This window comes from Paraburkholderia sp. A3BS-1L (genome assembly GCF_051125215.1).
Lineage (GTDB): Bacteria > Pseudomonadota > Gammaproteobacteria > Burkholderiales > Burkholderiaceae > Paraburkholderia.
On sequence record NZ_CP120446.1, the window covers coordinates 706,099 to 729,222 of the forward strand.

Consider the following 23,124-nt stretch of genomic DNA (forward strand, 5'->3'; position numbering starts at 1 on the left):
TGTTACCAGTGCGTGGCTGTTTCACATATCGCGAGTGGTCGTTGACTCCTGCACGCGGACTTTCTTTGCTTAGTTTCGGCGGATTTCAAGATTTTCTGAATAATAATGAATAGCAACTATAGGCTGATTGATAAAAATCGATCATTAAATTTATGTTAGATTCAAAACCGCCCTTTGGGGTGTGCGTACTCGGCAGTTTTGCTTTGGTATTTATCGCGGCGGCGTTGCGCGCTTTAGCTGCTCGATAATCCAGTCCAAACATTCCTTCGCCATGCCATCCAGAACGCGCCCCGCGAGTGTTTTGACCTGCAGGCGGCGCTGCGTCAGCAGCGGATTGTCGAATGGCAGCGCCACAAGCCCGTCTGCCTCGAGGCGGTTCGCCACCGAAACATATCCCGATGGCATGATCGCACGCGGTACCACCTGCGCAAACCGGTAGAGCGCCGCCACGTAGCGGCTGCTCATGAGCGGCACGATTTCGATGCCTTCAACGCCGCACGCGATATCGAACAACTGCCGGTTCGTCGTCCCCTTGTCCTGTAACAGCACGGGCCAGCGTGTGAGGTCTTTGAGGGCAATCCGGCGCTGTGCCGCAAGCGGATGATCGTTGCGCATTAACGCCATGACCGGCGCGGGTTGCGTGAGTTGCACCGCCACGCCCGCCTCCGGCTTGAAACTGAACGCAAGTGCAATGGCCGCCTCGCCCGCGAGCAGCATCTGGTTCGCGCGCGCGCTCGTTACCACCTCGATCTCGAGCGTAATGTCAGGGTGCCGGGCAGTGAACGCGCCCATCGCCACGGGCAGAAAGTCGAACGCGAACCCCTCGGTGCACGCGATCACCAGCTTGCGTGCACGCCGCCGCTCCTCGCCCTGAATTTCCTCGACCACGGCCTGCGCATCGGACAGTGTGCGCTGCGCGTGGCGCAGCAGCAGCCGGCCCGCTTGCGAGAGCACCATGCCGCGCGCGTGGCGTTCGAACAGCGGCACGCCGATATCGCCTTCGAGCTTGGCGATGTGCCGGCTGAGCGCCGACACGGTCAAGCCGAGACTCTCAGTCGCGGCGCTCAGCGAGCCCGATTGCGCCACGACCGAAAAGTAGTAGAGCGAGGGTTCGAGCAGCTTGCGCATTGGGCGCCCCTGAGGTTTGCGTAAAACGCAAATGTACCTTGTTTGATTGCGAATACAAAAAAACTCCCGTGCGGCTAATCTGGGTCTCACGACACACACTGAACCCAACTCGCATTGCCCACATGTCCCGCGAAACCGCACTGAACCTCGCCTTGCGTGCCTTTGACTCCGGCGCCCTGCGCACCGACCTCGCCCGCCGCGTGGCGCTTGCCACCGAAAGCCAGCGCCCCGAATCGGCACCCATCCTGCACGCCTACCTGACCGAAGAGGTTGCGAGCTCCCTCGCCGCCCTCGGGTTTTCCTGCGAGATCGTCGCGAATCCCATCGCCGGGATGCCGCCTTTTCTCCTTGCCGAACGCATCGAAGCACCTGAATTGCCGACCGTGCTGCTCTACGGTCACGGCGACGTTATCGGCGGCGACGCCGAACGCTGGAGCGAAGGCCGCTCGCCGTGGCAGCTGCGGGTGGAAGGCGAACGCTGGTATGGACGGGGCATCGCCGACAACAAGGGCCAGCACACGGTCAATCTCACTGCACTGGCGGCCGTGTTCGAGGCGCGCGGCCGGCTCGGCTTCAATGCGAAGGTGCTGTTCGAAATGGGGGAGGAAGTCGGTTCACCCGGCCTCGACGCACTCTGCGAGACGCTGCGCGGGCGTCTCGCCGCGGATCTGCTGATCGCCTCCGATGGCCCCCGGCAGCGCGCCGACGCGCCGACGCTCTTTCTCGGATCGCGCGGCGCACTGCACTTCAGGCTGCGCGCGCGCAATCCCGCCGGTGCGCGTCACTCGGGCAACTGGGGCGGCGTGCTCGCCAATCCCGCGACCGTGCTCGCCAACGCGCTCGCTTCGCTCGTCGACGGGCATGGCCGCATTCGCATCAACGGGCTGCTGCCCCCGCCTATCGCGCCTCAGGTTCGCGCGCGCATCGCAAACCTGGAAATCGGTGTGGATGAAGGCGATCCCGCGCTTTCGCAGGGCTGGGGCGAGCCGGGTCTCACGGCAGCGGAGCGCGTCTACGCCTGGAACACGCTCGAAGTGCTGGCGATGGAGGCCGGCGACGTGCGCCGGCCGGTGAGCGCCATTCCCGATCTCGCACAAGCCGTCTGCCAGCTGCGCTTCGTGGTGGGCACCGACTGGCGCAACGCGCGAGAGCTGATCCGCGCGCATCTCGCGCGCGAGGGTTTCGCCGATATCGATGTGGAAATCGAAGCCTCGGGCGCCGCCACGCGCCTCGATCCCGATGCTCCCTGGGTGGCCTGGGCCGAGCGCTCGATCGAAGCCTCGACCGGCAAACCGGCGACCATCCTGCCGAACCTGGGCGGCACCATTCCTAACGAATGCTTTGCGCACACGCTCGGACTGCCAACGATCTGGATCCCGCACTCTTACCCCGGATGCCGGCAGCACGCGCCCGACGAGCACGGGCTCGCCTCGGTGTTGCGCGAGGGACTCGGGCTGATGGCGGGCCTTTTCTGGGATCTCGGCAGTGGCGACACGCCTTACATGCAGCACACCCGACACACCCAATATACGGCTCAGGCGCGCTGAAACCGCACTCCCTGCTTACATTTCTGCACAGGACACGTCATGGACTCAACCGTCATCAGAGACAGCAGCGCGCGGGAAGACCGCAAACCGCTCAGGCGCCTGATCGTGGCCACGAGCATTGGCAACGCGCTGGAATGGTTCGACTTCGCGGCATACGGCTTCTTTGCCGTCACGCTCTCGAAGCTCTTTTTTCCCGCACACGACGATACCGTGTCGTTGCTCATGACATTCGGCACCTTCGGGCTTTCGTACGTGTTCCGCCCGCTCGGCGCGCTCGTGCTGGGACGCTATGCAGACCGTCGCGGACGCAAGGCCGCCCTGCTCGTCTCGCTCGCGCTCACCACGCTGGGCACCCTGGTCTGCGCGACCATTCCAACCTATGCGAGCATCGGCCTCGCTGCGCCACTCGGGTTGATGACGGCGCGCATTTTGATCGCTTTTTCTACCGGCGGCGAGTTCGGCAGCGGTACGGCGCTGATGGTCGAGCAAAAGTCGGCCCGAAAGGCGTTTCTCGCGAGCTGGCAGTTCTCGAGCCAGGGCATGAGCACGGTGCTTGCTTCTTGCGCCGGGCTTGTGCTCAGCACACAGCTCTCGCATGCGCAGATCGAGTCGTGGGGCTGGCGCGCGCCCTTCGTATTCGGCCTGCTGGTCGCGCCGGTCGGGCTGTACATCCGCCGCCATATCGACGACACGCTACCGGCGCAGCACGTCGCGTCGGCCAGCAGCACGGCGCCAGTGCGCGAACTGCTCGCGCGCTGCAAGGGCCGTGTACTGCTGGCTGCGGGCATCATGGCCGTCTCGACCGCGGCGAGCTACCTGATGATCCTGTACATGCCGACTTACGCGATCCGGCAGTTGCATCTGCCCGCCTCGACCGGCTTCGCCGCCACCGTCGTGACGGGTGCGATCCTGATGGTATTCACCCCGCTGATGGGCCACTTCGCCGATCGCTATGGGCGCAGCCGCATGATGACCCTCTCGGCGATCGCCACATTTGCCACGATCTATCCGTGCTTTGCGTGGCTGTTCGCAAGCCGTTCGTTCGGTGTTCTGATGACGATCATGGTGCTGGCCGGTGCACTCAAGGCCATCTACTTCGGCCCGCTCGCCGCCGTGCTCTCGTCGCTGTTCCCCACGGAAGTGCGCAGCACCGGCCTCGGCTTCAGCTACAACATCGGCGTCATGGTGTTCGGCGGGTTCACACCCTGGCTCGTCACCGCGATGATCGGCTGGACGCACGATCCGCTCTCGCCAGCGTTCTACCTCATAGCCTGCGCCGCGCTGAGTCTCGTCTGTATCGCGATCTATCACCGCTGCATCGTCAAGCATATTTGAACTCCTTACGCATTCGGGTTCCAACGACATGAACGATTTTTCTACCGACACGCTTGCCGCCCCGGCGCGCGCCGCACACGACGACCGCAGCGGCTGGCTCATGTATCACTCCGTGGGCGTCTACCCAGGCCATCAGCAGGCGATGGCCGAAGCACTCACGACCTTCGCCGACTACTGGGGCGCCGCAGACGAGCACCGCTGGGACCAGGCGCTGTCCTCGCGCGCGAGCCTGCTGGCAGACTGGGCCGGGTTGATCGGCGCTCGTGCGCAGGACGTATTCGGCGCGCAGAACGTGACGGAAGCGTTCGCGCGCTTTCTGGACGGGCTCAACGACGCCGTGCTGCGCAGCAAGACCGTGCTGGTCGCCGCTGACTGCTTCCCGAGCCTGCATTTCCTGCTGCACGGCGAGGCCCGCCGCCGCGGCTTTGCAGTGCGCACCGTGCCCGTGCGCGAAGGCAAGTGCTACGTGCTGGACGAGGACTTCATCGATGCATGGCGCGACGACGTCGCGCTCGCGCTCATCACGTGGGTATCGTCGCTCACCTCGAAGCGTGTCGATCTTGGCGCCATGCGCGAACACGCGCTGCGCACCGGCAGTCTCGTTGCGCTCGACGTCACCCAGGGAATCGGCATTCTTCCCTTCGACCTACGCGAGACGCCGTTCGATTTCGTCTGCGGCTCGACGCTGAAATGGCTCTGCGGCGCGCCGGGCACCGGCCTTGGGTATGTCGCCCCTCATCTCATGGCGCAGGGCATGGAACCGTCCGTGCGCGGCTGGTTTAGCCAGGATGATCCGTTCAACTGGAACCTCGAACGCTTCGCCTACGCGCCCGACGCACGACGCTTCGATACCGGCACGCCGTCCGTGCTGCCCTTCATTGCGTCGCTGCCGGGCATGCGCTGGGTGCGCACGCAACCTGCGGGCAAACTGCGCGCGCACAACCTCGCGCTCTGCCACACACTCATGGCGCTGCTCGACGAAAAGGGCTACACCCTGCTCTCGCCGCGCACCGATGACGAACGCGGCGCAAGCGTGATGGCGCGCGTGCCCAGTCATCTCGATCCTGAGCAGATCGTCCGAGAACTCGGTGAAGCGCACCTCTTCGTAGATGCGCGCGACCGCACGATCAGGTTGTCGCCCGGCACCTGCACGACCGCAGCAGGACTTGAGCGGCTCGCACGATGTTTGCCGCGCTAAAGGACGGCCGCGGCGGCCGTTCACGCTCGCCGCGACGCGCGGGGATTGCGTGCGTGCTGACGGGGCCGCCGGTTCGAACGCCTCATGATGCCCGAATCCGCGAATCCCATGCATAACGACCTGGCGATCCTCACCATGAACGTCAACTCTGACTCCACTGATGTCCGCGTACCCGGCGTGCGCGGCCTGCACGTGCCGATGCACTGCACCGATCTCACCGCGACGATGACATTCCTCATCGATCGACTCGGTTTTCGCATCGACGCCATCTTTCCCGCCGATCAACCGCGCACCGCGATGCTTTCGCGCGAAGGCTTCGCGATCCGGCTCAGCACTCAGGTACGCGAAGGCGTCACCGAGCTCGATGTGCTCTGCGACGACCCCGACTCGGTCGCCGGCGGGACGCGCGAACTGATCGCGCCAAACGGCGTGCGCCTGCGCCTCGTGCACGCCAATCCGCCGCTCAGGACGCCCCCCACGCGTCAGACGCTGGTGCTCGCGAGCGCGAGTGAGAACGCGAACTGGAGCGTCGGTCGCGCAGGCATGCGCTATCGCGATCTGTTGCCCGAGCGGCACGGTGGCGCATTCATCGCCTCGCATATCCGTATCCTCGAAGGCGGACCCGTGCCCGATTACGTGCACTATCACAAGACTCGCTTCCAGATGATTTTTTGCCGCAAAGGCTGGGTGCGCCTCGTCTACGAAGGCCAGGGCGAGCCGTTCGTCCTCGAAGCGGGCGATTGTGTGCTCCAGCCGCCCGAGATCCGTCACCGGGTGCTGGAGAGCTCCGCAGGGGCGGAAGTCGTGGAGATCGGCAGTCCTGCCGATCACATCACCATGGCCGACCACACAATGGCACTGCCGACGCAGCGCTATGCGCCGGAGCATGAATTCAACGGTCAGCGCTTCGTGCACCACGTGAAAGCGCGCGCTGCGTGGACGCCCTGGACGTCGGCGGGCTTTGTGGCGGCGGACACCGGCATTGGCGCGGCAACGAACGGCGTGGCCGGCGTGCGCGTCGTGCGTCACAGCGGCGAGCCATGCGCGGCGGTGCGCCGGCACGATACGGAGTTCTGCTTCTTCTTCGTGCTCGCCGGCGCGGTCGACGTCGTGCAAGGCGAGCGGCAATGGCGCCTTGCCGCCGACGACAGCGTGACGATTCCGGGTCAGTTGCCCTACTCGCTCGCCAACGGCAGCGACGACCTCGAACTGCTCGAAGTGACTTTGCCGGCGGTGTTCGAGTTGGCATGAGCTCGGGCGCAGCGCGGCCGCCTGGCTGCACTGCGCCCCCGTGTGACGTTCAAGTGAGCCTTGCTTGTGCCGCAAACCTCGCTTGATAAATTGCGAATACAGGAAACAGCCGGCAGCGTTACTGTTTTATCCGGGCGCATCGGATCGATTGACAGCCTGAATGCGCGCTGATTTGTCGCGAACCTCAAATCTCCAATTTATTTCGCCATGCTTACTATTAAAATAGCAATTCCCTGCACTTTCCTGCTCGCGACCGCATCGGGGTTGGCCCATGCGGATACCAGCTTGGTCACGTTGTACGGCCTGATCGACTACGGCGTCAACTATCAGAGCAACAGCGGCGGCGGGCGCGTCATAGGCGGTGCGAGCGGCATCATGCAAGGCTCGCGCTGGGGTTTCAAGGGCAATGAAGACCTGGGCGGTGGGCTAAGCGCCATCTTCCAGCTCGAAAACGGCTTTGATCTCGGCAAGGGCTCTGCGCTTCAAGGAGGGCTGCTGTTCGGCCGCCAGGCCTTCGTGGGACTTTCCAGCAGGCAATATGGCGCGTTCACGTTCGGGCGCCAGTACGACTCGCTTGTGACGTTTGTTGAAAGCCGCATGAACTCCGCCAATTACGGCGGCGGCACGACGGCGCACCCTGGTGACCTCGACAACCTGAATAACAGCAAGCGCGTCAACAACTCGGTCAAGTACATGAGCCCGAGCCTGGCTGGCTTCACCTTCGGCGGGGTGTATGGTTTCGGCGGCCAGGCCGGCGACTACTCGCGCAACCAGATCTGGTCGGTGGGCGCGGGCTACGATTACGGCAATCTTTCCGCCGGCGTTGCCTACATGAATGCGCGCAACCCGAACCAGTCCTTCTTCACGAGTTCGCCCACCAACGTCAACGGCACGAACGTCAATAACATGACGGCCAGTCCCGTCTATAGCGGGTACGCTTCGGCGCATACTTATCAGGCTGTCGCATTCGCCACGCGCTACACGCTGCAGACCACGACGTTCGGAATCGTCTACAGCAACGTGCAGTTTCAGAACCTGGGCAATACTTCGTCGGGAGCGAATCCGTTGCGCCTGTCGGGTACCGCGAAGTTCGATACTGCCGAATTCAACATGACGCACTACTGGACGCCGTTCCTGGTTTCCGAGTTCGTTTATAGCTACACCCACGGGTCAGGTGTCGGCTCCATCGACAGTTCGAGCTACAACAATATTTCGCTCTCCTTCGATTATTACCTCTCGAAGCGCACAGACGTCTATATCATTGGCAGCACCGAGTTTGCCGGTGGTACCGACTCTACCGGCCACAAAGCACGTGCGACACTCAATGCGCTGACGGCTTCTTCAACTGACCGGCAGACGTTCGTTCAGGTGGGCATGCGACACAAGTTTTAAGCGCGCCTGAAGGAACTGCGGCTCCAGAAATCGTGGAGCCGCCTCGGCAACATGGAGCGCCGCCGGGCTTGCCGGGCCTCAGCACCGAACCAATCACACGTCCAGCTTCTGGTTCCTGGTAGTTCACGTTTGTGAGAAAAGATAAGTGTTGGTCACACCGCGCGCACAATGGCGCCGTCGACACGGATGTTCTGCCCCGTGATGTAGCCCGCCCCATCTGACAGCAGAAATGCCACGGTTTTAGCGATTTCGTTGGTTTTGCCAAATCTCGCCGCCGGAATACGGTCTACGATTTCCGGTGTCTCGGGCCAGCTGTCGATAAACCCCGGAAGCACTGCATTCATACGGATGTTCCTCGCGGCGTAGCGCTCAGCGTACATATGAGTCCAGGCGCCCAACGCTGCCCGGAGCGCCGACGAAACCGGCATTGACTGCTCCGGAGCTACTGCGGCAAAGCTCGAGATGTTCACGACGGCACCGCCACCCTGCGCTTCCATGACCGGCGTCACCAGGCGCATCATGCGCACTACGTTGAGTATCAGCATGTCAAGACCTGTGTGCCAGCTTGCATCATCGAGCGCCAGGAGGTCCCCTTTGGGCGGGTGTCCCGTGTTGTTGACAACAGCGTCAATGCGACCGTATTTGCCCAGGGCCGCTGAGACAAGACGTTGCAGGTCGGATTCCTCCGTGACCGAGCCCGAAATGCCTACGCCGCCCAGTTCATGCGCCAACTGCTCCGCACTCCCCGATGGCGACATCAGGACGACTCGATGGGTCTTCGCAAGCTCCCTCGCAATAGCGGCGCCCATCCCTTTGCCAGCAGCAGTAACAATCGCAACCTTATCCATCTCACCTCCGTCGAAAGTCGGTCAAAAAACGATAAACCGCATTTAACAAGTAAAACTGATTTTCCTCGTAAAAACAGGCAATTCAACCAAAAATTCCAGACTAAACATTAGTAAAAACTGCCAAAGTATGAGTAGCATCATCTCCTAATTCTGCATACATTGTTGTGTGCAATTAATTCTATCGCAGGAGCCGCCATGCGTGTCGTCGTGTTGGGAAGTGGGGTCGTGGGAGTGACGAGCGCGTTCTATCTTTCGCGTGCAGGGCACGAAGTCACCGTCATTGACCGCGAGCAAGGGCCTGCACTCGAGACGAGCTTCGCAAATGCGGGGCAGATTTCCCCTGGGTACGCAGCACCATGGGCGGCTCCAGGCGTACCGTTGAAAGCAGTGAAGTGGATGTTTCAGAAGCACGCGCCGCTCGCGATTCGCCCGGACGACGAGGACAAGCAGTTCCAGCTTCAATGGATGTGGCAGATGCTGCAGAACTGTACTGCGGAGCGCTATGCCATCAACAAGAACAGGATGGTCAGACTCGCGCAATACAGTCGTGACTGCCTGAAGGCGCTAAGAGCAGAGACAGGCATTCAATATGAGGGCCGCACGGGTGGCACCTTGCAGGTTTTTCGGACCCAGCAGCAATTCGACGGTGCGGCGAAGGACATTGCCGTGCTTGAGGAGGCCAATGTCCCATACGAGTTGCTGACCAGACAGGAGCTCGCCCGGGTTGAGCCGGCTCTGGCAGCCACTTCGCACAAATTGACCGGTGGTCTGCGTTTGCCGGGCGATGAAACGGGCGACTGCCAGTTGTTTACGACTCGACTTGCTGCTTTGGCTGAGCGCGCTGGCGTGACTTTTCGGTACAACACGCAGGTCGATGGTCTCGTCGTTGAGGGTGGTAAAGTTGTTGGCGTCCGACATGGTGCCAAGCTCATTCACGCCGATGCGTTCGTCGTGGCTTTCGGTGCATATTCGACCAATTTCCTCTCTGACGTCGTCAAGATTCCTGTCTACCCGCTCAAGGGGTACTCCATTACCGCTCCCATCATCAATGAGCAATGCGCGCCGGTTTCGACGGTACTAGATGAAACGTACAAAATCGCTATCACGCGGTTCGACAAGCGCATTCGTGTCGGGGGAATGGCGGAAATTGTTGGCTTCGACAAACGCCTGCGCGAAGCCCGCCGCGAAACGCTGGAAATGTGTGCGAACGACCTGTTCCCGGGCGGGGGCGATACCGCGAAGGCAACGTTCTGGACAGGGCTTCGTCCCATGACGCCTGACGGCACGCCGATTGTGGGTAGCACCGCAGTACCGAACCTCTATTTGAATACTGGTCATGGCACGCTCGGCTGGACCATGTCCTGTGGTTCCGCCCAGCTTTTGGCCGACCTGATTTCAGGTAAACAGCCGGCGATTCGACACGACGACCTGAATGTCTCCCGCTACGCGAAGGACACCCCGGCTCCAGCGGACTTCGACCTCAGTTGAATGTCGAAAGCGTCGGCAGATGCGCCGGCGCAATCCGCCAATACTCGGCGGTCCCCTATCGCCGCCCGATTAGCGGGTCGCAAATCACAATCCACACCATTGGAAATTCGGGCTTTCTGATGCCTGAAGAAGACAACGCATCCCTTTATGTCAGGAGAGAAACTTGGGTAAGCCGCTTGATGGTCAGACCGTCCTCGTGACAGGGGCTTCCGGGGGTATTGGTGCCGCTATCGTCGAACAATTAGCTGCCGACGGCGCGCGACCAATCATTCACTATGGCCGCGACAAGACGAAGGCGGATGCATTGCTCGCCCATATTGACGGCAAAGGCGTGATTGTTCAAAGCGATTTGTCCTCACGCGACGGAGCCTTCGAACTCTGGCGCAGGGCCATTGATGCGACCGGCCGTATCCACGATCTCGTCAACGGCGCCGGTATTCGCACCGAGGTCACGGTCGACGACAGCATTGATGATTGGCACGCCGCCTGGCAGAGAGAGTTTCAGGTTAACTTTTTTTCAGCGGTTGACCTATGCAGGGAAGCCATCAAGCACTTCGGGGAAAACGGTGGAGGACGCATCGTCAATATGACAAGCCGCGCAGGCCAGCGGGGTTATGCGGCGAACGCGATGCCTTATGGCGCCGCCAAGTCGGCGCTCGCGAATCTCACGAAATCCATCGCCCGCTCTTTCGCGGCCGACGGCGTAACGGCCGTCAACATTGCGCCCGGTTGGGTGCTCACCGACATGGCAGCAGAATACGTGGAGAAGCACGGGAAGCTGACCGCTGTGGCGGAAATTCCCATTGGAGAAATGGCAATGCCATCGGAAGTCGCCGAACTTGTTTCGTTCGTTCTCCGTAGATCACAGGTTTCGCTAAACGGAGCCACAGTCGATGTGAACGGCGGCAGCTACATCCGATAAACAACTTCGCAGCGGTTCCTGTTAGGCGAAACGAGCCCGTAGTCGTCGCCATGCAGCCCATGGGGAGTACGGAAGGCGCCACCGGCGGCGGCGCCGGCGGGTGCGCGGCTCGGTCATCGGCCAGCGAAATTCTGCAACAGCCCCTCCGCTGGAGCCTGCATTATTGCTTGCCATCTTCTCTCTGCGGAAGCGACCCTGCGACGGTGTGCTTTGAACCCGGCAACTTTTCCCGGCGGACCTGGCACCGGTCCGCCGGGCTACAACATCAGCACATCACTTTGCGACAGGCATCGTAAATTCTGCGCCCTTTGCGATGCTGTCCGGCCAGCGCTGCATCACACTCTTGTAGCGCGTGTAGAAGCGGACACCCTCCTCGCCATAGGCATGGTGGTCGCCAAACAGCGAGCGTTTCCAGCCGCCAAACGAATGCCACGCCATCGGCACTGGAATCGGCACGTTCACGCCGACCATGCCGACCTGAATCTGGCGTGCAAACGCGCGTGCAACGCCGCCATCCGACGTGTACAGCGACACACCGTTCGCAAACTCGTGTGCGTTAATCAGCTTCACGGCACTCGCGAAGTCCGGCACGCGAATCACCGCAAGGACTGGGCCGAAAATCTCCTCCTTGTAGATTTTCATGTCTGTGCGAACGTCATCGAACAGCGTGCCTCCGATGAAGTAGCCCGGTTCGGCGGAAACCGGATGAGCGCGACCATCAACGATGAGCTTCGCGCCTTCTGCCTCGCCCGAAGCAATGTAGCCGGTCACCTTGGCCTTGTGTTCACTCGTCACCAGCGGGCCCATTTCCGCATCGAGGTTCTCGCCATTCTTGATAACGAGCGACTTCACACGCGGAATCAGCTTTTCGATGAGCTGGTCGCCGGTGTTGCCCACCGCGACAGCCACCGAGATCGCCATGCAGCGCTCGCCTGCCGAACCGTAGGCCGCGCCAATCAGTGCGTCCACGGCCTGGTCCAGGTCGGCGTCGGGCATCACCACGAGGTGATTTTTTGCACCGCCCAGCGCCTGCACGCGCTTGCCTCGCTTCGACGCTTCAGAATGGATGTACTCCGCAATCGGCGTCGAGCCGACAAACGACAGTGCGGCGACATCGGGATGGTCAATGAGCGCATCGACAGCCACTTTGTCACCGTTCACGACGTTGAACACGCCATCCGGCAGACCCGCTTCTTTCAGCAGTTCTGCCAGGCGCAGCGAAGCCGATGGGTCACGCTCCGACGGCTTCAGCACGAACGTGTTGCCGCATGCGAGTGCTACAGGGAACATCCACATCGGCACCATCACGGGAAAGTTGAACGGCGTGATACCCGCTACCACGCCGAGCGGCTGACGCAGATTCCAGTTGTCGATGCCGCCGCCAATCTGGTCGGTGAAGTCGGTCTTGAGCAGATTGGGAATGCCACACGCGAACTCGACGACCTCGATACCGCGGACGACTTCGCCCTGCGCATCCGTGAATACCTTGCCGTGCTCGCGCGTGATGAGCATTGCGAGCTCATCGTGATGCTTGTTGAGCAGTTCCTTGAACTTGAACAGGATGCGGGCGCGCTTGAGCGGCGCCATCTCGCTCCAGCTGGCGAAGGCCGCGTTGGCCGCCTGTACCGCCTGGTTGACTTCGTCGACCGAGGCAAGCGCTACCGCCCCCGTCACTTCGCCCGTCGCGGGATTGAACACATCCTTGAATTGACCGCTCGACGGCTCAACCACCCGTCCGTTGATGAAGTGGCTAACCTGCTTCACAGCAAGATTCGAATTCTCGTTTGCAACATTCATTTCGAAACTCCGGAAATTTTTCCGGCCACCTGCGACCGGAGATTCACATTCAGGCCACGTTGCGCAGGGCGTCGCGAACCGTAGAAAAAATCTGGTTAATCTTCTGCTCGTCGATGATGAGCGGCGGCGAGAACGCAAGGATGTCACCCGTGTAACGCACGAGCACGCCCGCTTCATAGCACTTCAGAAAGACCTCATACGCACGCGCCCCCGGTGCTCCCGGCCGTGATTCGAGCTCGACACCAGCAACGAGACCGAGGTTGCGGATGTCCTTCACATGCGGCGAGCCGCGCAGTTCATGTGCAGCATCTTCGAACACGCCCGACAGTTCGCGTGCGCGGTCGAAGAGGCGGTCGCGCTTGTAGATGTCGAGTGTTGCGATTGCCGCAGCTGCAGCGGCGGGATGCGCCGTGTAGGTGTAACCATGGAAGAACTCGATGGCATTTTCGGCACCGGCATTCACGACTGTATCGTGCACCGTTCGGCTGGCCGCGACTGCACCCATCGGTATGGCCGCGTTGTTGATTGCCTTGGCCATCGTAATAATGTCCGGCGTGACACCGAAGTACTCGCTCGCCGTCGGTGCACCGAGGCGTCCGAAGCCGGTAATGACTTCGTCGAAAATCAGCAGAATGCCGTGCTTCGTGCACAGCTCGCGAAGACGCTCGAGGTAACCCTTCGGCGGCACAATCACGCCCGTCGAGCCCGCGAGCGGCTCGACGATAACCGCAGCGATGGTCGACGCGTCGTGCAGTGCGACAAGCCGTTCGAGCTCGTCGGCAAGGTGTGCGCCCCAGGTCGGCTGGCCGCGGGTAAATGCCGCTTCTGCGATGTTCAGCGTATGCGGAAGGTGGTCCACATGGGGCATGAGGTTGCCGGAGAACGCCTTGCGGTTCGGCAAGATGCCACCAACGGAAATGCCCCCGAAACCGACGCCGTGATATCCACGCTCACGGCCGATAAAGCGGGTGCGCTGACCTTCACCGCGTGCGCGATGATAGGCGAGAGCCATCTTCAGTGCGGTATCGACCGATTCGGAACCGGAGTTCGTGAAGAAGATTCGGTCGAGACCTGCAGGCATGAATTCCGCGACTTTGGTCGCTGCCTCGAACGCGAGCGGATGGCCCATCTGAAACGTGGGCGCATAGTCCATCGTCGCGAGCTGCTCCGCGACGGCCTCGGTGATTTCAGAGCGACCGTGCCCGGCGTTCACGCACCAGAGACCTGCCGTTGCATCCATAACGGTGCGGTCATCCACGGTCGTGTAGTACATGCCCTTGGCAGACTTGAAGAGTCGCGGGGCCGCCTTGAATTGCCGGTTGGCCGTGAACGGCATCCAGAAATTCGAAAGGTCCGGGGTGTTGTGCGTAGTGCTCATGAAATGGCTCCGTGTTGATGGAGCCAACTGTAGCGACATCGCACGCTACAATCACTGGACACCCAAAATCAAACGGCCAAACCGTATTGATTATTTCCTTCAGACTGTATTGAAATGTTCAAGCTGAATCTTTCCCGCGCCAGGAAGAATGAGGGCACGCTGGTCGATCAGATTGTCTCGGCAATCGAACACGAACTGCGCAACGGCATCTACCCTGCAGGAACAAAGCTGCCTTCGGTTCGCGAGTTGGCGAAGACCCACAATCTGAGCACCTACACAGTGTCCGAGGCTTATCAACGGCTCGTGTCCCTCGGACTGGTGACTGCGCGTGCTGGCGCCGGCTACCGCGTCGCAACCCCTATGGGGTGCGCACCCGACGCGCCAGGGTGGAGCGCGCCAACCTTGAATGCAGCGTGGCTTCTGTCCGATGTATTTGCTGACCAATCCGTGCCCATCAAGGCTGGATGCGGCTGGATTCCTAATGACTGGATTAACGAGAGCGGTGTGCAGCATGCGTTGCGCGTCGTGGGACGCGTACCAGGCCCACGCATTGGTGGCTATGGGCATCCTTACGGCCTGGTGACCCTGCGCGAACATATCGCCAGTTCGCTGCGGCGCTATTCCCTGTCCGTCGGCAGTGCGGACATCCTGCTCACGCAAGGCGTCACCCAGGCGCTTGATCTGGTCGTGCGAACACTTCTTCGGCCGGGCGACACCGTGATTGTTGAGGACCCCTGTTACTGCAACCTCCTCCAGATTCTCAAGGTGGCGTTCATCAATGTCGTCAGCGCCCCGCGTACGCCTGACGGCATTGATATCGAACTGCTTGAAGAGGCGGTCAAGCAACATCGACCGAAGGGCATGTTCATCAATACGGTGCTTCAGAATCCTTCAGGCACATCCCTGTCGGTTTCCTCAGCATTCCGGCTCCTCCAGATTGCGGACCGGGAAGGACTTTGGGTCGTGGAAGATGACATTTCCAGAGAACTCGCGCCGCCCGGCGCGCCGTGCCTGGCGGCGATGGAGGGATTGCAGCAGGTTATCTATCTGTCCGGCTTTTCGAAGACCATCACACCGGCGATGCGGGTGGGCTATATCGCGGCAAGCCGGGAGCTCATTTCTCGATTCGCGTTGACGAAGATGGCAGTAGGCCTGACTTCATCCGAAATTACTGAGCGCGCGGTGGCGAACGTCCTGATTGAAGGGCACTACGATCGCCATGTTGCCTTTATCCGCGAACGGCTCTTCAACGCACACACACGTGTCGCAGCGTCCATGCTCAACGCGGGACTCGAGCTATTTCACGCGCCCAATGCGGGACTCTTTCTATGGGCGAAATTGCCCATTCGGCCCGAAGACAGCATTGCCGTCACGAACGAAGCATTGGCGAAGGGTATCTGGCTAGCCCCGGGGTCATACTTCCGCCCCGGTGAGCCTGCATCCGAATGGTTCAGATTCAACGCCGCGACATCTGACGTTCCTGAACTTTGGACGTTTATGAAGGACTTGAAGCGCAGCGGCGACTAGCCCGAAAGGCGCGATGAGTACTCCGCGCAGTGACCAAGGCACTGTTGCGCAATCAGACAACTGCCATCGATTCCGTCATGTTCTGGCGCATGTAATCGAGGAAGCGCTTCTGGAAGAGCATCGTATGTTCGTGCGCGAGCCTTTCGGCCAAATCGGCATCCTTTCGCGTAATGGCGTCGATGATTTCCGCGTGGTCGCGCCCCAATTTCGTCGCGTTCGGTGACGTCACGGTGAAGTCGAAATGGAGATGCGTAAGGCGCTGCCCCTCACCCAGAAGTCGCTCGTAATACCCCACAAAATAGGGATTGTTCGCCGCATGCGCGATTTCGATATGCAGCGCCTTGTTTGTCTCTGTCAGTGCTTCGGAGTCGCCACTATCAACCGCCCGCATATAGGCTTCGTCAGCCTTTTTGATACGGACGAGGTCATCATCCGTACGGTGCAGTGCCGCCAGACGGGTTACCGCGCGCTGGATGAGGTCAAGTGCCGAAATGTATTTGGGGAATTCTTCAATTTCCAGCGGCGTCACCAGCGTCGTCCGGTTCGGCAGGATGGTGACCAGACCTTCGCTGATCAATCGCGCCAGCGCGTCGCGTACAGGCGAGCGCGAAAGGCCGAATTGCGCCGCAAGCGAAACTTCGTCTAGCGGAGCGCCAGGCTTGAGTTGCAGCGTCAGAATCTGCCTGCGCAACTCTTCGTAGATATATCGTCCGCCATGGCGACGGACATTGACCTCCGCCTCGCTCGTATCTCTGCTCATAGTCTTACCGCCATCGTCGTGGGCCCGGAAGGACGGGCGTGCGCTCAAGTTTAACATCGCGCGCCCCGCCCCTCAGGCCTTCGGAAATCCCGAGCCCCACGTGTCGCTCAGCATGAACCCGGCAGCCAGCGGGTCGTCCGGGTCAACCCCAATCTGCTGGATGCCGTAAATCCACGCACGGCCCTGTACACGCGGCAGGACCGCAGGCCGGCCGCCGACTTCCGTCTTGCCGAGCAGCTCGACGGAGAATTCGCCCCCAATGGTCGAGCGCGACTTCAGCTTCGTTCCAACGTCCGCGAGGCCACGCGCGGCGAGCGTTGCGAGGTTTGCCGAGCTTCCGGTACCGCACGGGGACCTGTCTACCCGGCCAGGAGGCAAAGTCGTGCAAGTCTGGTAGAGCCCGTCGCTCACGCGATTGCGGAACATCACGTAGGCCACTTCGTTAATCTGGGGGTAAAGCGGATGCTGAACCGTTATCTGCTGATTGATGACGTCCTTCAGCGACACCCCCAGCTCGGCGAGCTCGCGCGCGCTCTCCGGGGCAATCGTCAGTCCCACCTGCCCGACGTCAACGAGCGCGTAGTAGACACCGCCAAAAGCGACGTCGGCCCGGATTTTCCCGAACTGCGCGGTTTCGATGCTGACGTCAAGCTGCTCGACGAACGACGGCACCATATCCAGCGAAACGCCGGTGCAACGCCCGTCCCGGCAGGTTGCACGAGCCGTCACGAGGCCTGCCGGCGTATCCAGCACGACGGTCGTTTCCGGCTCGACCATCTCAACCATGCCAAGCTCAAGCAATGCAGTAACAACACAGATAGCATTGCTCCCGGACATCGGGTGCGCCTTGTCCGCCTGCAGCACGATGAAACCAGCGTGCGCTTCCGGTCGCGTCGGCGGCAGCAACAGATTGACCGACATCTGGAGGCAGCCTCGCGGCTCGAGCACGACGAGCCTGCGAAGGCTGTCGTCCACCTCGTTGATGTAGTTCATCTTGTCGAGCATGGTCTCACCCGGGATTCCGACGACCCCGCCGGTGATGACCTTGCCAATCTCGCCTTCGCAATGCACGTCTACGAGTTGAAGCGTCTTTTTCCAGCGCATGATTGACCCACCTTACTTGATGTACCAGCCCCACGGCTTGTCGCTGTCGTACCGGGTAATCTGCTTCGTTTCGAGGTAGTTATTCAGACCCCACTCACCGAGCTCGCGACCGATACCGCTCTGCTTGTACCCGCCCCACGGCGCCTCCGTAAAAGTCGGCTGGGAGCAGTTAATCCAGACGATACCCGCACGGAGATTGCGCGCAACGCGCTCGCAGCGCTGCATATCACGCGACATCACGGCCGCGCCAAGGCCAAAGCGCGAGTCGTTGGCTGAACACACCGCTTCAGCTTCGTCTTCGAACGGCCGGATGCATACGACCGGGCCGAAAATCTCCTCGTTCCACACCCAGGCGTCAGCGGGGACGTCGGCAAAGACCACGGGTTCCATGAAATAACCGTTGTCGAGGTGTTTGGGGCGGCCGCCGCCCGTGACAAGACGGGCTCCCTCATCCTTGCCGCGCTGGACCGCATCGAGCACCTTCTCATACTGCCCCTTGCTGACAAGCGGCCCGAGCAGCACGCCGTCTTCAAGGCCGTTACCGATGGTGATTTTCCGCGCTTCTTCTTCGAGCCGCTCGAGCAGGCGGGCGTAGATGCCGCGTTGCACGAGCACGCGCGACGTCGCGGAACAAACCTCACCCTGGTTCCAGAAAATACCGAACATGATCCACTCGACTGCGGCATCGATATCGCTATCGTCAAAGACGATGAACGGCGACTTGCCGCCCAGTTCGAGACTGACGTTCTTGATGTCGCGAGCGGCGGCCTGCATGATGCGGCTTCCCGTCGGCACGCTTCCCGTGAATGCAAGCTTGTCGATTCCGGGGTGTTCGCTCAACGGCGCACCAGCATCTTTGCCGAAGCCGGTCACTACGTTCAGCACGCCCGGTGGCAGGTCCGCTGCCGCCGCAATGTCGGCCAGTTCGAGCGCTGTGAGCGGCGTAAGCTCGGACGGCTTGAGGACCATCGTGCACCCCGCAGCGAGTGCAGGGGCGACTTTCCATGCAGCCATGAGCATGGGGAAGTTCCATGGAATGATGGCGCCGGCCACACCTATGGGCTCTTTGCGAACGACCGAGTTGAAGCGGTCATCGGACAGCGCGACGGGTGTCTCGCAGTTCGCGTCGAGTTTCTCGGCGAGGCCTGCATAGAACTCGAAGCACCCGGCCGCATCACCAAGGTCCCAGAGCGCTTCCGGGAGCGGCTTGCCGTTGTCGCGCACCTCGATTTCAGCGAGTTCCTGCAAACGGTCACGAATGCCCTTGCCAACCCGGCGAAGGACAGCCGCGCGCTCTGCGCCGCTCATGCGCGGCCACGGGCCTTCGTCGAACGCCTTTCGCGCAGCCTTGACTGCGAGGTCGACATCTTCGGAAGTCGCAGCCGCGACCTTCGCGATGACCTGCTCGTTACTCGGGTCGACGGTTTCGAAAGTACCGTTGTGTACGGGCGCCACCCAGCGGCCGTCGATATAGAGTTTTTCGTACGATTTCATGAGTTCGTCTCGTCAGGAGAAGCGATAGGCGCTAAAAGGCACAAGGTTCTGCTTTGTTGGACGGCCGGCAACCATGTCTGCAATCAGCCGGCCAGTTGTCGCGCCAAGCGTCAGGCCAAGCTGACCGTGTCCAAACGCCATGAAGACATTAGGCAGTCTGCGCGAGCGGTCAATGATGGGCTTGGTGTCCGGCAGGAATGGACGATAGCCCACGCCGTACTCGACATTCGAGGTCTGTAGCTCCGGCAGGACGCGCTTTGCCTTCTCGAGAATGATGTCCGCGCGCTTGAAGTTCGGCTTCGACCCGTGGCCCGCAAACTCAATGGTTCCTCCAATCTGCAGGCCACGCGTCATGGGACTGAAACAGAAGCCGCCGTCCGCGTAGATTGTTGAGTGGCGAATCTCGACACCCGGGTTTTTAACCACCGCCTGATAGCCCGCAATACCCTCCAGCGGTACGCTGACACCGAGTGCACCGAAGAAGCGGCGCGAGCCAGTGCCAGCCGCTATGACAACATGTCGAGCAGCAACGCGTTCGCCGTTCTCGAGCGTAACGCCCGTTGCGCGACCGTTGGATTCGTCTATCCGCGTTACCTCGGTTCGGACTCGACGCCCCCCTTGCGCGATGAAGCTTTCCGTCAGTGCCGCAATGAAGCCCATCGTGTCGCTCACCGCACGCCAGTCGGGAAAAAGGAGCCCGTGGGCGAACTTGCCAGCGAGCGCAGGCTCAAGGTCGCCGATGTCTTTCGCGTTGAGCCGCTGCGACTTGAATCCGAGCGACTCACGCAGTTCCAGGTGGGGCTGCTCGTGAGCGATGCCGCTCGGATCATCGAATACTTCGAGGATAGGACGCTCACCCATAAGTGCCTTGTCGCCACATGCGTCCAGTAGCGGAGCGTAATCCTCATAGACATCGCGTGTCAGTGTCGCCATGGACTGAGCGATATCGACAATCTTCGAATGCCGCGCGCACATGAGGAACCGTACGAACCACGGAACAATCCCGGGAAGCGCGCTCGGACGAAGTGCAAGCGGGCCCTTCTGGTCCATCAGCCAGCCCGGTATTTTCATGAGGATGCCCGGCTTCGAAAGCGGGATGATTTCGCTCACCGCCATCTGCCCACAGCTCCACTTCGCTGTACTGTTGCCTGGTTCTTCCGGGTCGATGAGCGTGACCACATAGCCAGCGCGCTGAAGATACAGCGCACAGCACACGCCTACGATTCCACCGCCTATCACCACGGCGGCTTCGCCCAATGAGGCAACCGGCTCGTGCGATGGCATTTCACGAGGAACTGCGTTCAATTCACATACTCCTGCAGGCTGAAGCCATGAGCGTACGGCTGTGAGTCGTCGACGTAATGTTCCGCCCGCCCAGTCACCCAGGCACGCCCTTCCACACTCGGCAAAACCGCATCGAGACCACTCTTGAGTTTTGTTGTCGACTCGACCCGACCGATAAAACAGCTGCCAATCAGGCTCTGATGCCGGAAGGCCTCTCCTTCGCGTTGCAGACCGCGCGCATGTCGCTGGGCCACCCGCGCTGACGTTCCGGTACCACACGGTGAGCGGTCAATCAGGCTTTCGCCGGCGATAACCACCGCTCGGGCATCTGCGCCTTCCGAGACCGGTGCGCCGGTCCACATGGCGTGCCTCACCCCGCGAATGCCCGGGTTATCGGGGTGAACCACGTTGATTGCTTCGTTTACCGTCGTTTGCAACTGGCGACCCCATTCCAGCAGTTCCTCCGGAGAAAAGTGTTCGCAGCCAGGGAAGTTCGGCTGTACTTCCACAATAGGATAGAAATTCCCACCGTAGGCAATGTCGATATTCAACGTGCCCAAATGCGGATGCCGGATTTCGACATCACGATGAAGCAGGAAGCTCGGTACGTTCGTGAAGCGCACCGAAGCGACCCGGCTGCCGTCCATTTCGTACCTGGCGGTGAGCTTTCCTGCCGGCACATCGACAACGACGGTACCGGCGGTTCGCGGGCGGACGAGACCAGCTTCGAGTGCAAACGAAACAGAACCAATCGAGGCATGACCGCACATCGGCAGGCAACCCGACGTCTCGATGAAAAGCAGGCTCATGTCGGCATCGTCTGACACCGGCGGGTACAGAAGCGTCCCGGACATATGGGCGTGTCCACGCGGTTCCAGCATCAGCGCGCGCCGAATCCAGTCATGCCTTTCGACAAACGCTTCGCGGCGTGCCTCCATGGTCGCCCCCGCAAGCAATGGTGCTCCGTCAATCACCATGCGAACGGGCATACCCTCGGTATGCCCCTCGATGCTCATGAAACTGTATTTGCTCATCCGGAATCCCTGGAAGAGTGATTTGCCGGCGGAGCAACCCGCCGGCCTTTGTCAGCCTTGGGCCGCCTCGAAGACGGCGCGGAAGTCGGCCTTCTCTTCGTCGGTCAGCGGCTGCAGCGGCATACGCGCTGCGCCGACCTTGAAACCGGCCAGTTCGCAGCCGTACTTCACCTTCTGGACGAACTTGCCTGCCTCCATGGTCGCCATGACCGGGAACAGCGAGCGCATCACGTCCTGCGCACCGCGGATGTCGCCTGCGGTGAACTTGTTGTAGAAGTCGACCACCGGCTTGACGAAGCAATTTGCCGGACCGCAAATCCAGCTGGTCGCGCCCCACAGGAAGAAGTCCAGTGCCTGGTCGTCGGAACCGCACGACAGCTGGTAGTGGTCCTTGTACTTCTCCCCGATTTCGATGGCACGCAGCAGGTTACCGCTGCTCTCCTTGATGCCAATGACACGCGGGTTGTCCTTGAACGCGTCCAGCACACCGAAGCCCACTTCCACGTTGGTGCGTACCGGATAGTTGTACAGAACAACGTTGACGTCCGGCACCGCTTCGAGAATCGCCTGATAGTGGCCGACGAGTTCTTCCTGCGACGGCAGAGCGTAGTACGGCGGAGCAATCAGAACGTTCGTGTAACCTGCGTCGCGCACCAGACGCGTCTGTTCGATAACTTCGCGGGTACACGAGCCGTTTGCTCCACCAATGAGCATGCCGCGGTCACCGACGACTTCCAGAACCGTCTTCAGAATGGCGCGACGCTCATCGTGCGTCAGGGCGTAGTATTCGCCCGTACTACCAAGCGGCACGAAGCCGTTCACACCAGCCTTCAACTGGAATTCGAGGATGTTCGCGAGGGTGTCATGGTCGACAGCGCCCGACGCGTTGAACGGCGTAACGAGCGCCGGCAGGATACCTTTCATCTGCATGTGTTTCTCCACTTCACGAAGGAATGGTTGGGGGGTTAGTAGGCAAAGCGCCTGAGCAATTTCGTCTCAACCACGCCGACGAGACGCGTCAGCGGGAAAGCGACAAGGAAGTAAATCATTGCGACCGTTGTCAGGAACTCGACCGGCCGTGCGGTGCTATTCGAAATGTTCTGCCCTACGAACATGAGGTCTGCTACACCCACAGACGAGATGAGTGCGCTCTCCTTGAACAAGCTGACGACGTTTGAGAGCAAGGGAGGAATTGCTCTCAGGAGTGCCTGAGGAAAAATCACGTACACAATCTTCGCCTGCGGTGTCAGGCTGAGCGCGATGCAGGCATCGTGCTGCTCAGACGAGATAGATTTGAGTGCGCCGCGGAAGGTCTCGCTCGTAATGGCCGCCATGTACAAGGTGAGCGAAATGACCACCGACGCGTACGGCGGAATCGGAATGCGAAACACGACCGGAAAGCAGAAGAAGACCCAAAACAGTTGAATGAGCAGCGGAGTGCCTCTGAAGAATTCGACATACAACGTCGTGGCTGTTTTCACCCATCGAGACGGCGACATACGGAGCAGACTGAGAACAAACCCTGCCAAGCTGCCAATGACGGAACAGCTGCTGGTGATTGCAAGCGTCAAACCCAGCCCCTTGAGCAGGACCAGCCAGTAGGGCAACACAGAAGAAAAATCAAGATTCATGGTCTT

19 protein-coding genes are annotated in these 23,124 nt (G+C 60.8%); 8 read left to right on the forward strand and 11 right to left on the reverse strand.

What is annotated here, in order from left to right; translation table 11 throughout:
- Positions 1 to 210: 210 nt before the first annotated feature.
- Positions 211 to 1,128, reverse strand: a complete 918-nt coding sequence (locus P5W99_RS38920) for a LysR family transcriptional regulator (protein ID WP_434667366.1) — start codon at positions 1,126 to 1,128, stop codon at positions 211 to 213.
- A gap of 122 nt (positions 1,129 to 1,250) precedes the next feature.
- Between P5W99_RS38920 and P5W99_RS38925 the strand changes: the two genes are divergently transcribed.
- The 5 genes from P5W99_RS38925 to P5W99_RS38945 all read left to right on the forward strand — a co-directional run bounded on the left by P5W99_RS38925 (position 1,251) and on the right by P5W99_RS38945 (position 7,851).
- Positions 1,251 to 2,675, forward strand: coding sequence for a M20 family metallopeptidase (locus tag P5W99_RS38925; protein WP_434667369.1), 1,425 nt, complete (start codon positions 1,251 to 1,253; stop codon positions 2,673 to 2,675).
- Positions 2,676 to 2,714: 39 nt separating this feature from the next.
- Positions 2,715 to 4,010, forward strand: coding sequence for an MFS transporter (locus tag P5W99_RS38930; protein WP_434667372.1), 1,296 nt, complete (start codon positions 2,715 to 2,717; stop codon positions 4,008 to 4,010).
- A gap of 28 nt (positions 4,011 to 4,038) precedes the next feature.
- Complete coding sequence (locus P5W99_RS38935; RefSeq protein WP_434667375.1) at positions 4,039 to 5,208, forward strand: aminotransferase class V-fold PLP-dependent enzyme; 1,170 nt, start codon at positions 4,039 to 4,041, stop codon at positions 5,206 to 5,208.
- Between the two features lie 135 nt (positions 5,209 to 5,343).
- Positions 5,344 to 6,459 carry a cupin domain-containing protein gene (locus tag P5W99_RS38940; RefSeq protein ID WP_434668428.1) on the forward strand — a complete coding sequence of 372 codons (1,116 nt, stop codon included), beginning with the start codon at positions 5,344 to 5,346 and terminating at the stop codon, positions 6,457 to 6,459.
- A gap of 207 nt (positions 6,460 to 6,666) precedes the next feature.
- A complete protein-coding gene (locus P5W99_RS38945) occupies positions 6,667 to 7,851 on the forward strand; it encodes a porin (RefSeq protein ID WP_434667378.1) in 1,185 nt (394 codons plus the stop codon).
- 152 nt (positions 7,852 to 8,003) lie between these two features.
- Here P5W99_RS38945 and P5W99_RS38950 read toward each other — a convergent pair whose 3' ends face one another.
- Positions 8,004 to 8,699 (reverse strand): SDR family oxidoreductase, encoded by a 696-nt coding sequence (locus tag P5W99_RS38950; protein WP_434667381.1) that lies wholly within the window; start codon positions 8,697 to 8,699, stop codon positions 8,004 to 8,006.
- Positions 8,700 to 8,894: 195 nt separating this feature from the next.
- Here P5W99_RS38950 and P5W99_RS38955 point away from each other — a divergent pair, with 195 nt between their 5' ends.
- Together P5W99_RS38955 and P5W99_RS38960 are read left to right on the forward strand one after the other, a co-directional pair.
- Positions 8,895 to 10,187 carry a D-amino acid dehydrogenase gene (locus tag P5W99_RS38955; protein ID WP_434667383.1) on the forward strand — a complete coding sequence of 431 codons (1,293 nt, stop codon included), beginning with the start codon at positions 8,895 to 8,897 and terminating at the stop codon, positions 10,185 to 10,187.
- Between the two features lie 163 nt (positions 10,188 to 10,350).
- Positions 10,351 to 11,109: an SDR family NAD(P)-dependent oxidoreductase gene (locus tag P5W99_RS38960; RefSeq protein ID WP_434667385.1), complete on the forward strand. Its 759-nt coding sequence runs from the start codon at positions 10,351 to 10,353 to the stop codon at positions 11,107 to 11,109.
- Between the two features lie 273 nt (positions 11,110 to 11,382).
- Here the strand turns inward: P5W99_RS38960 and P5W99_RS38965 are convergent, their stop codons facing one another.
- Positions 11,383 to 12,906 (reverse strand): CoA-acylating methylmalonate-semialdehyde dehydrogenase, encoded by a 1,524-nt coding sequence (locus P5W99_RS38965; protein WP_434667387.1) that lies wholly within the window; start codon positions 12,904 to 12,906, stop codon positions 11,383 to 11,385.
- 49 nt (positions 12,907 to 12,955) lie between these two features.
- The gene (locus P5W99_RS38970; RefSeq protein ID WP_434667390.1) at positions 12,956 to 14,284 is read right to left on the reverse strand and encodes an aspartate aminotransferase family protein; all 1,329 of its coding nucleotides are present in this window, start codon (positions 14,282 to 14,284) and stop codon (positions 12,956 to 12,958) included.
- A 114-nt stretch (positions 14,285 to 14,398) separates the two neighbouring features.
- On the opposite strand from P5W99_RS38970, the gene P5W99_RS38975 reads away from it, so the two are divergent.
- Positions 14,399 to 15,811, forward strand: coding sequence for a PLP-dependent aminotransferase family protein (locus P5W99_RS38975; RefSeq protein WP_434667392.1), 1,413 nt, complete (start codon positions 14,399 to 14,401; stop codon positions 15,809 to 15,811).
- 52 nt (positions 15,812 to 15,863) lie between these two features.
- Here the strand turns inward: P5W99_RS38975 and P5W99_RS38980 are convergent, their stop codons facing one another.
- The 7 genes from P5W99_RS38980 to P5W99_RS39010 all read right to left on the reverse strand — a co-directional run bounded on the left by P5W99_RS38980 (position 15,864) and on the right by P5W99_RS39010 (position 23,118).
- A complete protein-coding gene (locus P5W99_RS38980) occupies positions 15,864 to 16,571 on the reverse strand; it encodes a GntR family transcriptional regulator (protein WP_434667394.1) in 708 nt (235 codons plus the stop codon).
- 72 nt (positions 16,572 to 16,643) lie between these two features.
- Complete coding sequence (locus tag P5W99_RS38985; RefSeq protein WP_434667396.1) at positions 16,644 to 17,675, reverse strand: proline racemase family protein; 1,032 nt, start codon at positions 17,673 to 17,675, stop codon at positions 16,644 to 16,646.
- A gap of 12 nt (positions 17,676 to 17,687) precedes the next feature.
- A complete protein-coding gene (locus P5W99_RS38990; protein WP_434667399.1) occupies positions 17,688 to 19,169 on the reverse strand; it encodes an aldehyde dehydrogenase family protein in 1,482 nt (493 codons plus the stop codon).
- Between the two features lie 12 nt (positions 19,170 to 19,181).
- Positions 19,182 to 20,453 (reverse strand): NAD(P)/FAD-dependent oxidoreductase, encoded by a 1,272-nt coding sequence (locus tag P5W99_RS38995; RefSeq protein ID WP_434668431.1) that lies wholly within the window; start codon positions 20,451 to 20,453, stop codon positions 19,182 to 19,184.
- A 17-nt stretch (positions 20,454 to 20,470) separates the two neighbouring features.
- Entirely contained in the window at positions 20,471 to 21,487 is a 1,017-nt protein-coding gene (locus P5W99_RS39000; RefSeq protein ID WP_434667402.1) for a 4-hydroxyproline epimerase, read from the reverse strand.
- A 51-nt stretch (positions 21,488 to 21,538) separates the two neighbouring features.
- Positions 21,539 to 22,429: a 4-hydroxy-tetrahydrodipicolinate synthase gene (gene dapA, locus P5W99_RS39005; RefSeq protein WP_434667404.1), complete on the reverse strand. Its 891-nt coding sequence runs from the start codon at positions 22,427 to 22,429 to the stop codon at positions 21,539 to 21,541.
- A gap of 23 nt (positions 22,430 to 22,452) precedes the next feature.
- On the reverse strand, positions 22,453 to 23,118 hold the full coding sequence (locus P5W99_RS39010) for an amino acid ABC transporter permease (protein ID WP_434667407.1): 666 nt from the start codon (positions 23,116 to 23,118) through the stop codon (positions 22,453 to 22,455).
- Positions 23,119 to 23,124: the final 6 nt, after the last annotated feature.

Bases quoted from the DNA above. Each gene is read 5' to 3' on its own strand.
- P5W99_RS38920 (WP_434667366.1), bottom strand. From the start codon at position 1,128: ATGCGCAAGCTGCTCGAACCCTCGCTCTACTACTTTTCGGTCGTGGCG.
- P5W99_RS38925 (WP_434667369.1), top strand. From the start codon at position 1,251: ATGTCCCGCGAAACCGCACTGAACCTCGCCTTGCGTGCCTTTGACTCC.
- P5W99_RS38930 (WP_434667372.1), top strand. From the start codon at position 2,715: ATGGACTCAACCGTCATCAGAGACAGCAGCGCGCGGGAAGACCGCAAA.
- P5W99_RS38935 (WP_434667375.1), top strand. From the start codon at position 4,039: ATGAACGATTTTTCTACCGACACGCTTGCCGCCCCGGCGCGCGCCGCA.
- P5W99_RS38940 (WP_434668428.1), top strand. From the start codon at position 5,344: ATGAACGTCAACTCTGACTCCACTGATGTCCGCGTACCCGGCGTGCGC.
- P5W99_RS38945 (WP_434667378.1), top strand. From the start codon at position 6,667: ATGCTTACTATTAAAATAGCAATTCCCTGCACTTTCCTGCTCGCGACC.
- P5W99_RS38950 (WP_434667381.1), bottom strand. From the start codon at position 8,699: ATGGATAAGGTTGCGATTGTTACTGCTGCTGGCAAAGGGATGGGCGCC.
- P5W99_RS38955 (WP_434667383.1), top strand. From the start codon at position 8,895: ATGCGTGTCGTCGTGTTGGGAAGTGGGGTCGTGGGAGTGACGAGCGCG.
- P5W99_RS38965 (WP_434667387.1), bottom strand. From the start codon at position 12,906: ATGAATGTTGCAAACGAGAATTCGAATCTTGCTGTGAAGCAGGTTAGC.
- P5W99_RS38970 (WP_434667390.1), bottom strand. From the start codon at position 14,284: ATGAGCACTACGCACAACACCCCGGACCTTTCGAATTTCTGGATGCCG.
- P5W99_RS38975 (WP_434667392.1), top strand. From the start codon at position 14,399: ATGTTCAAGCTGAATCTTTCCCGCGCCAGGAAGAATGAGGGCACGCTG.
- P5W99_RS38980 (WP_434667394.1), bottom strand. From the start codon at position 16,571: ATGAGCAGAGATACGAGCGAGGCGGAGGTCAATGTCCGTCGCCATGGC.
- P5W99_RS38985 (WP_434667396.1), bottom strand. From the start codon at position 17,675: ATGCGCTGGAAAAAGACGCTTCAACTCGTAGACGTGCATTGCGAAGGC.
- P5W99_RS38990 (WP_434667399.1), bottom strand. From the start codon at position 19,169: ATGAAATCGTACGAAAAACTCTATATCGACGGCCGCTGGGTGGCGCCC.
- P5W99_RS38995 (WP_434668431.1), bottom strand. From the start codon at position 20,453: ATGCCATCGCACGAGCCGGTTGCCTCATTGGGCGAAGCCGCCGTGGTG.
- P5W99_RS39000 (WP_434667402.1), bottom strand. From the start codon at position 21,487: ATGAGCAAATACAGTTTCATGAGCATCGAGGGGCATACCGAGGGTATG.
- P5W99_RS39010 (WP_434667407.1), bottom strand. From the start codon at position 23,118: ATGAATCTTGATTTTTCTTCTGTGTTGCCCTACTGGCTGGTCCTGCTC.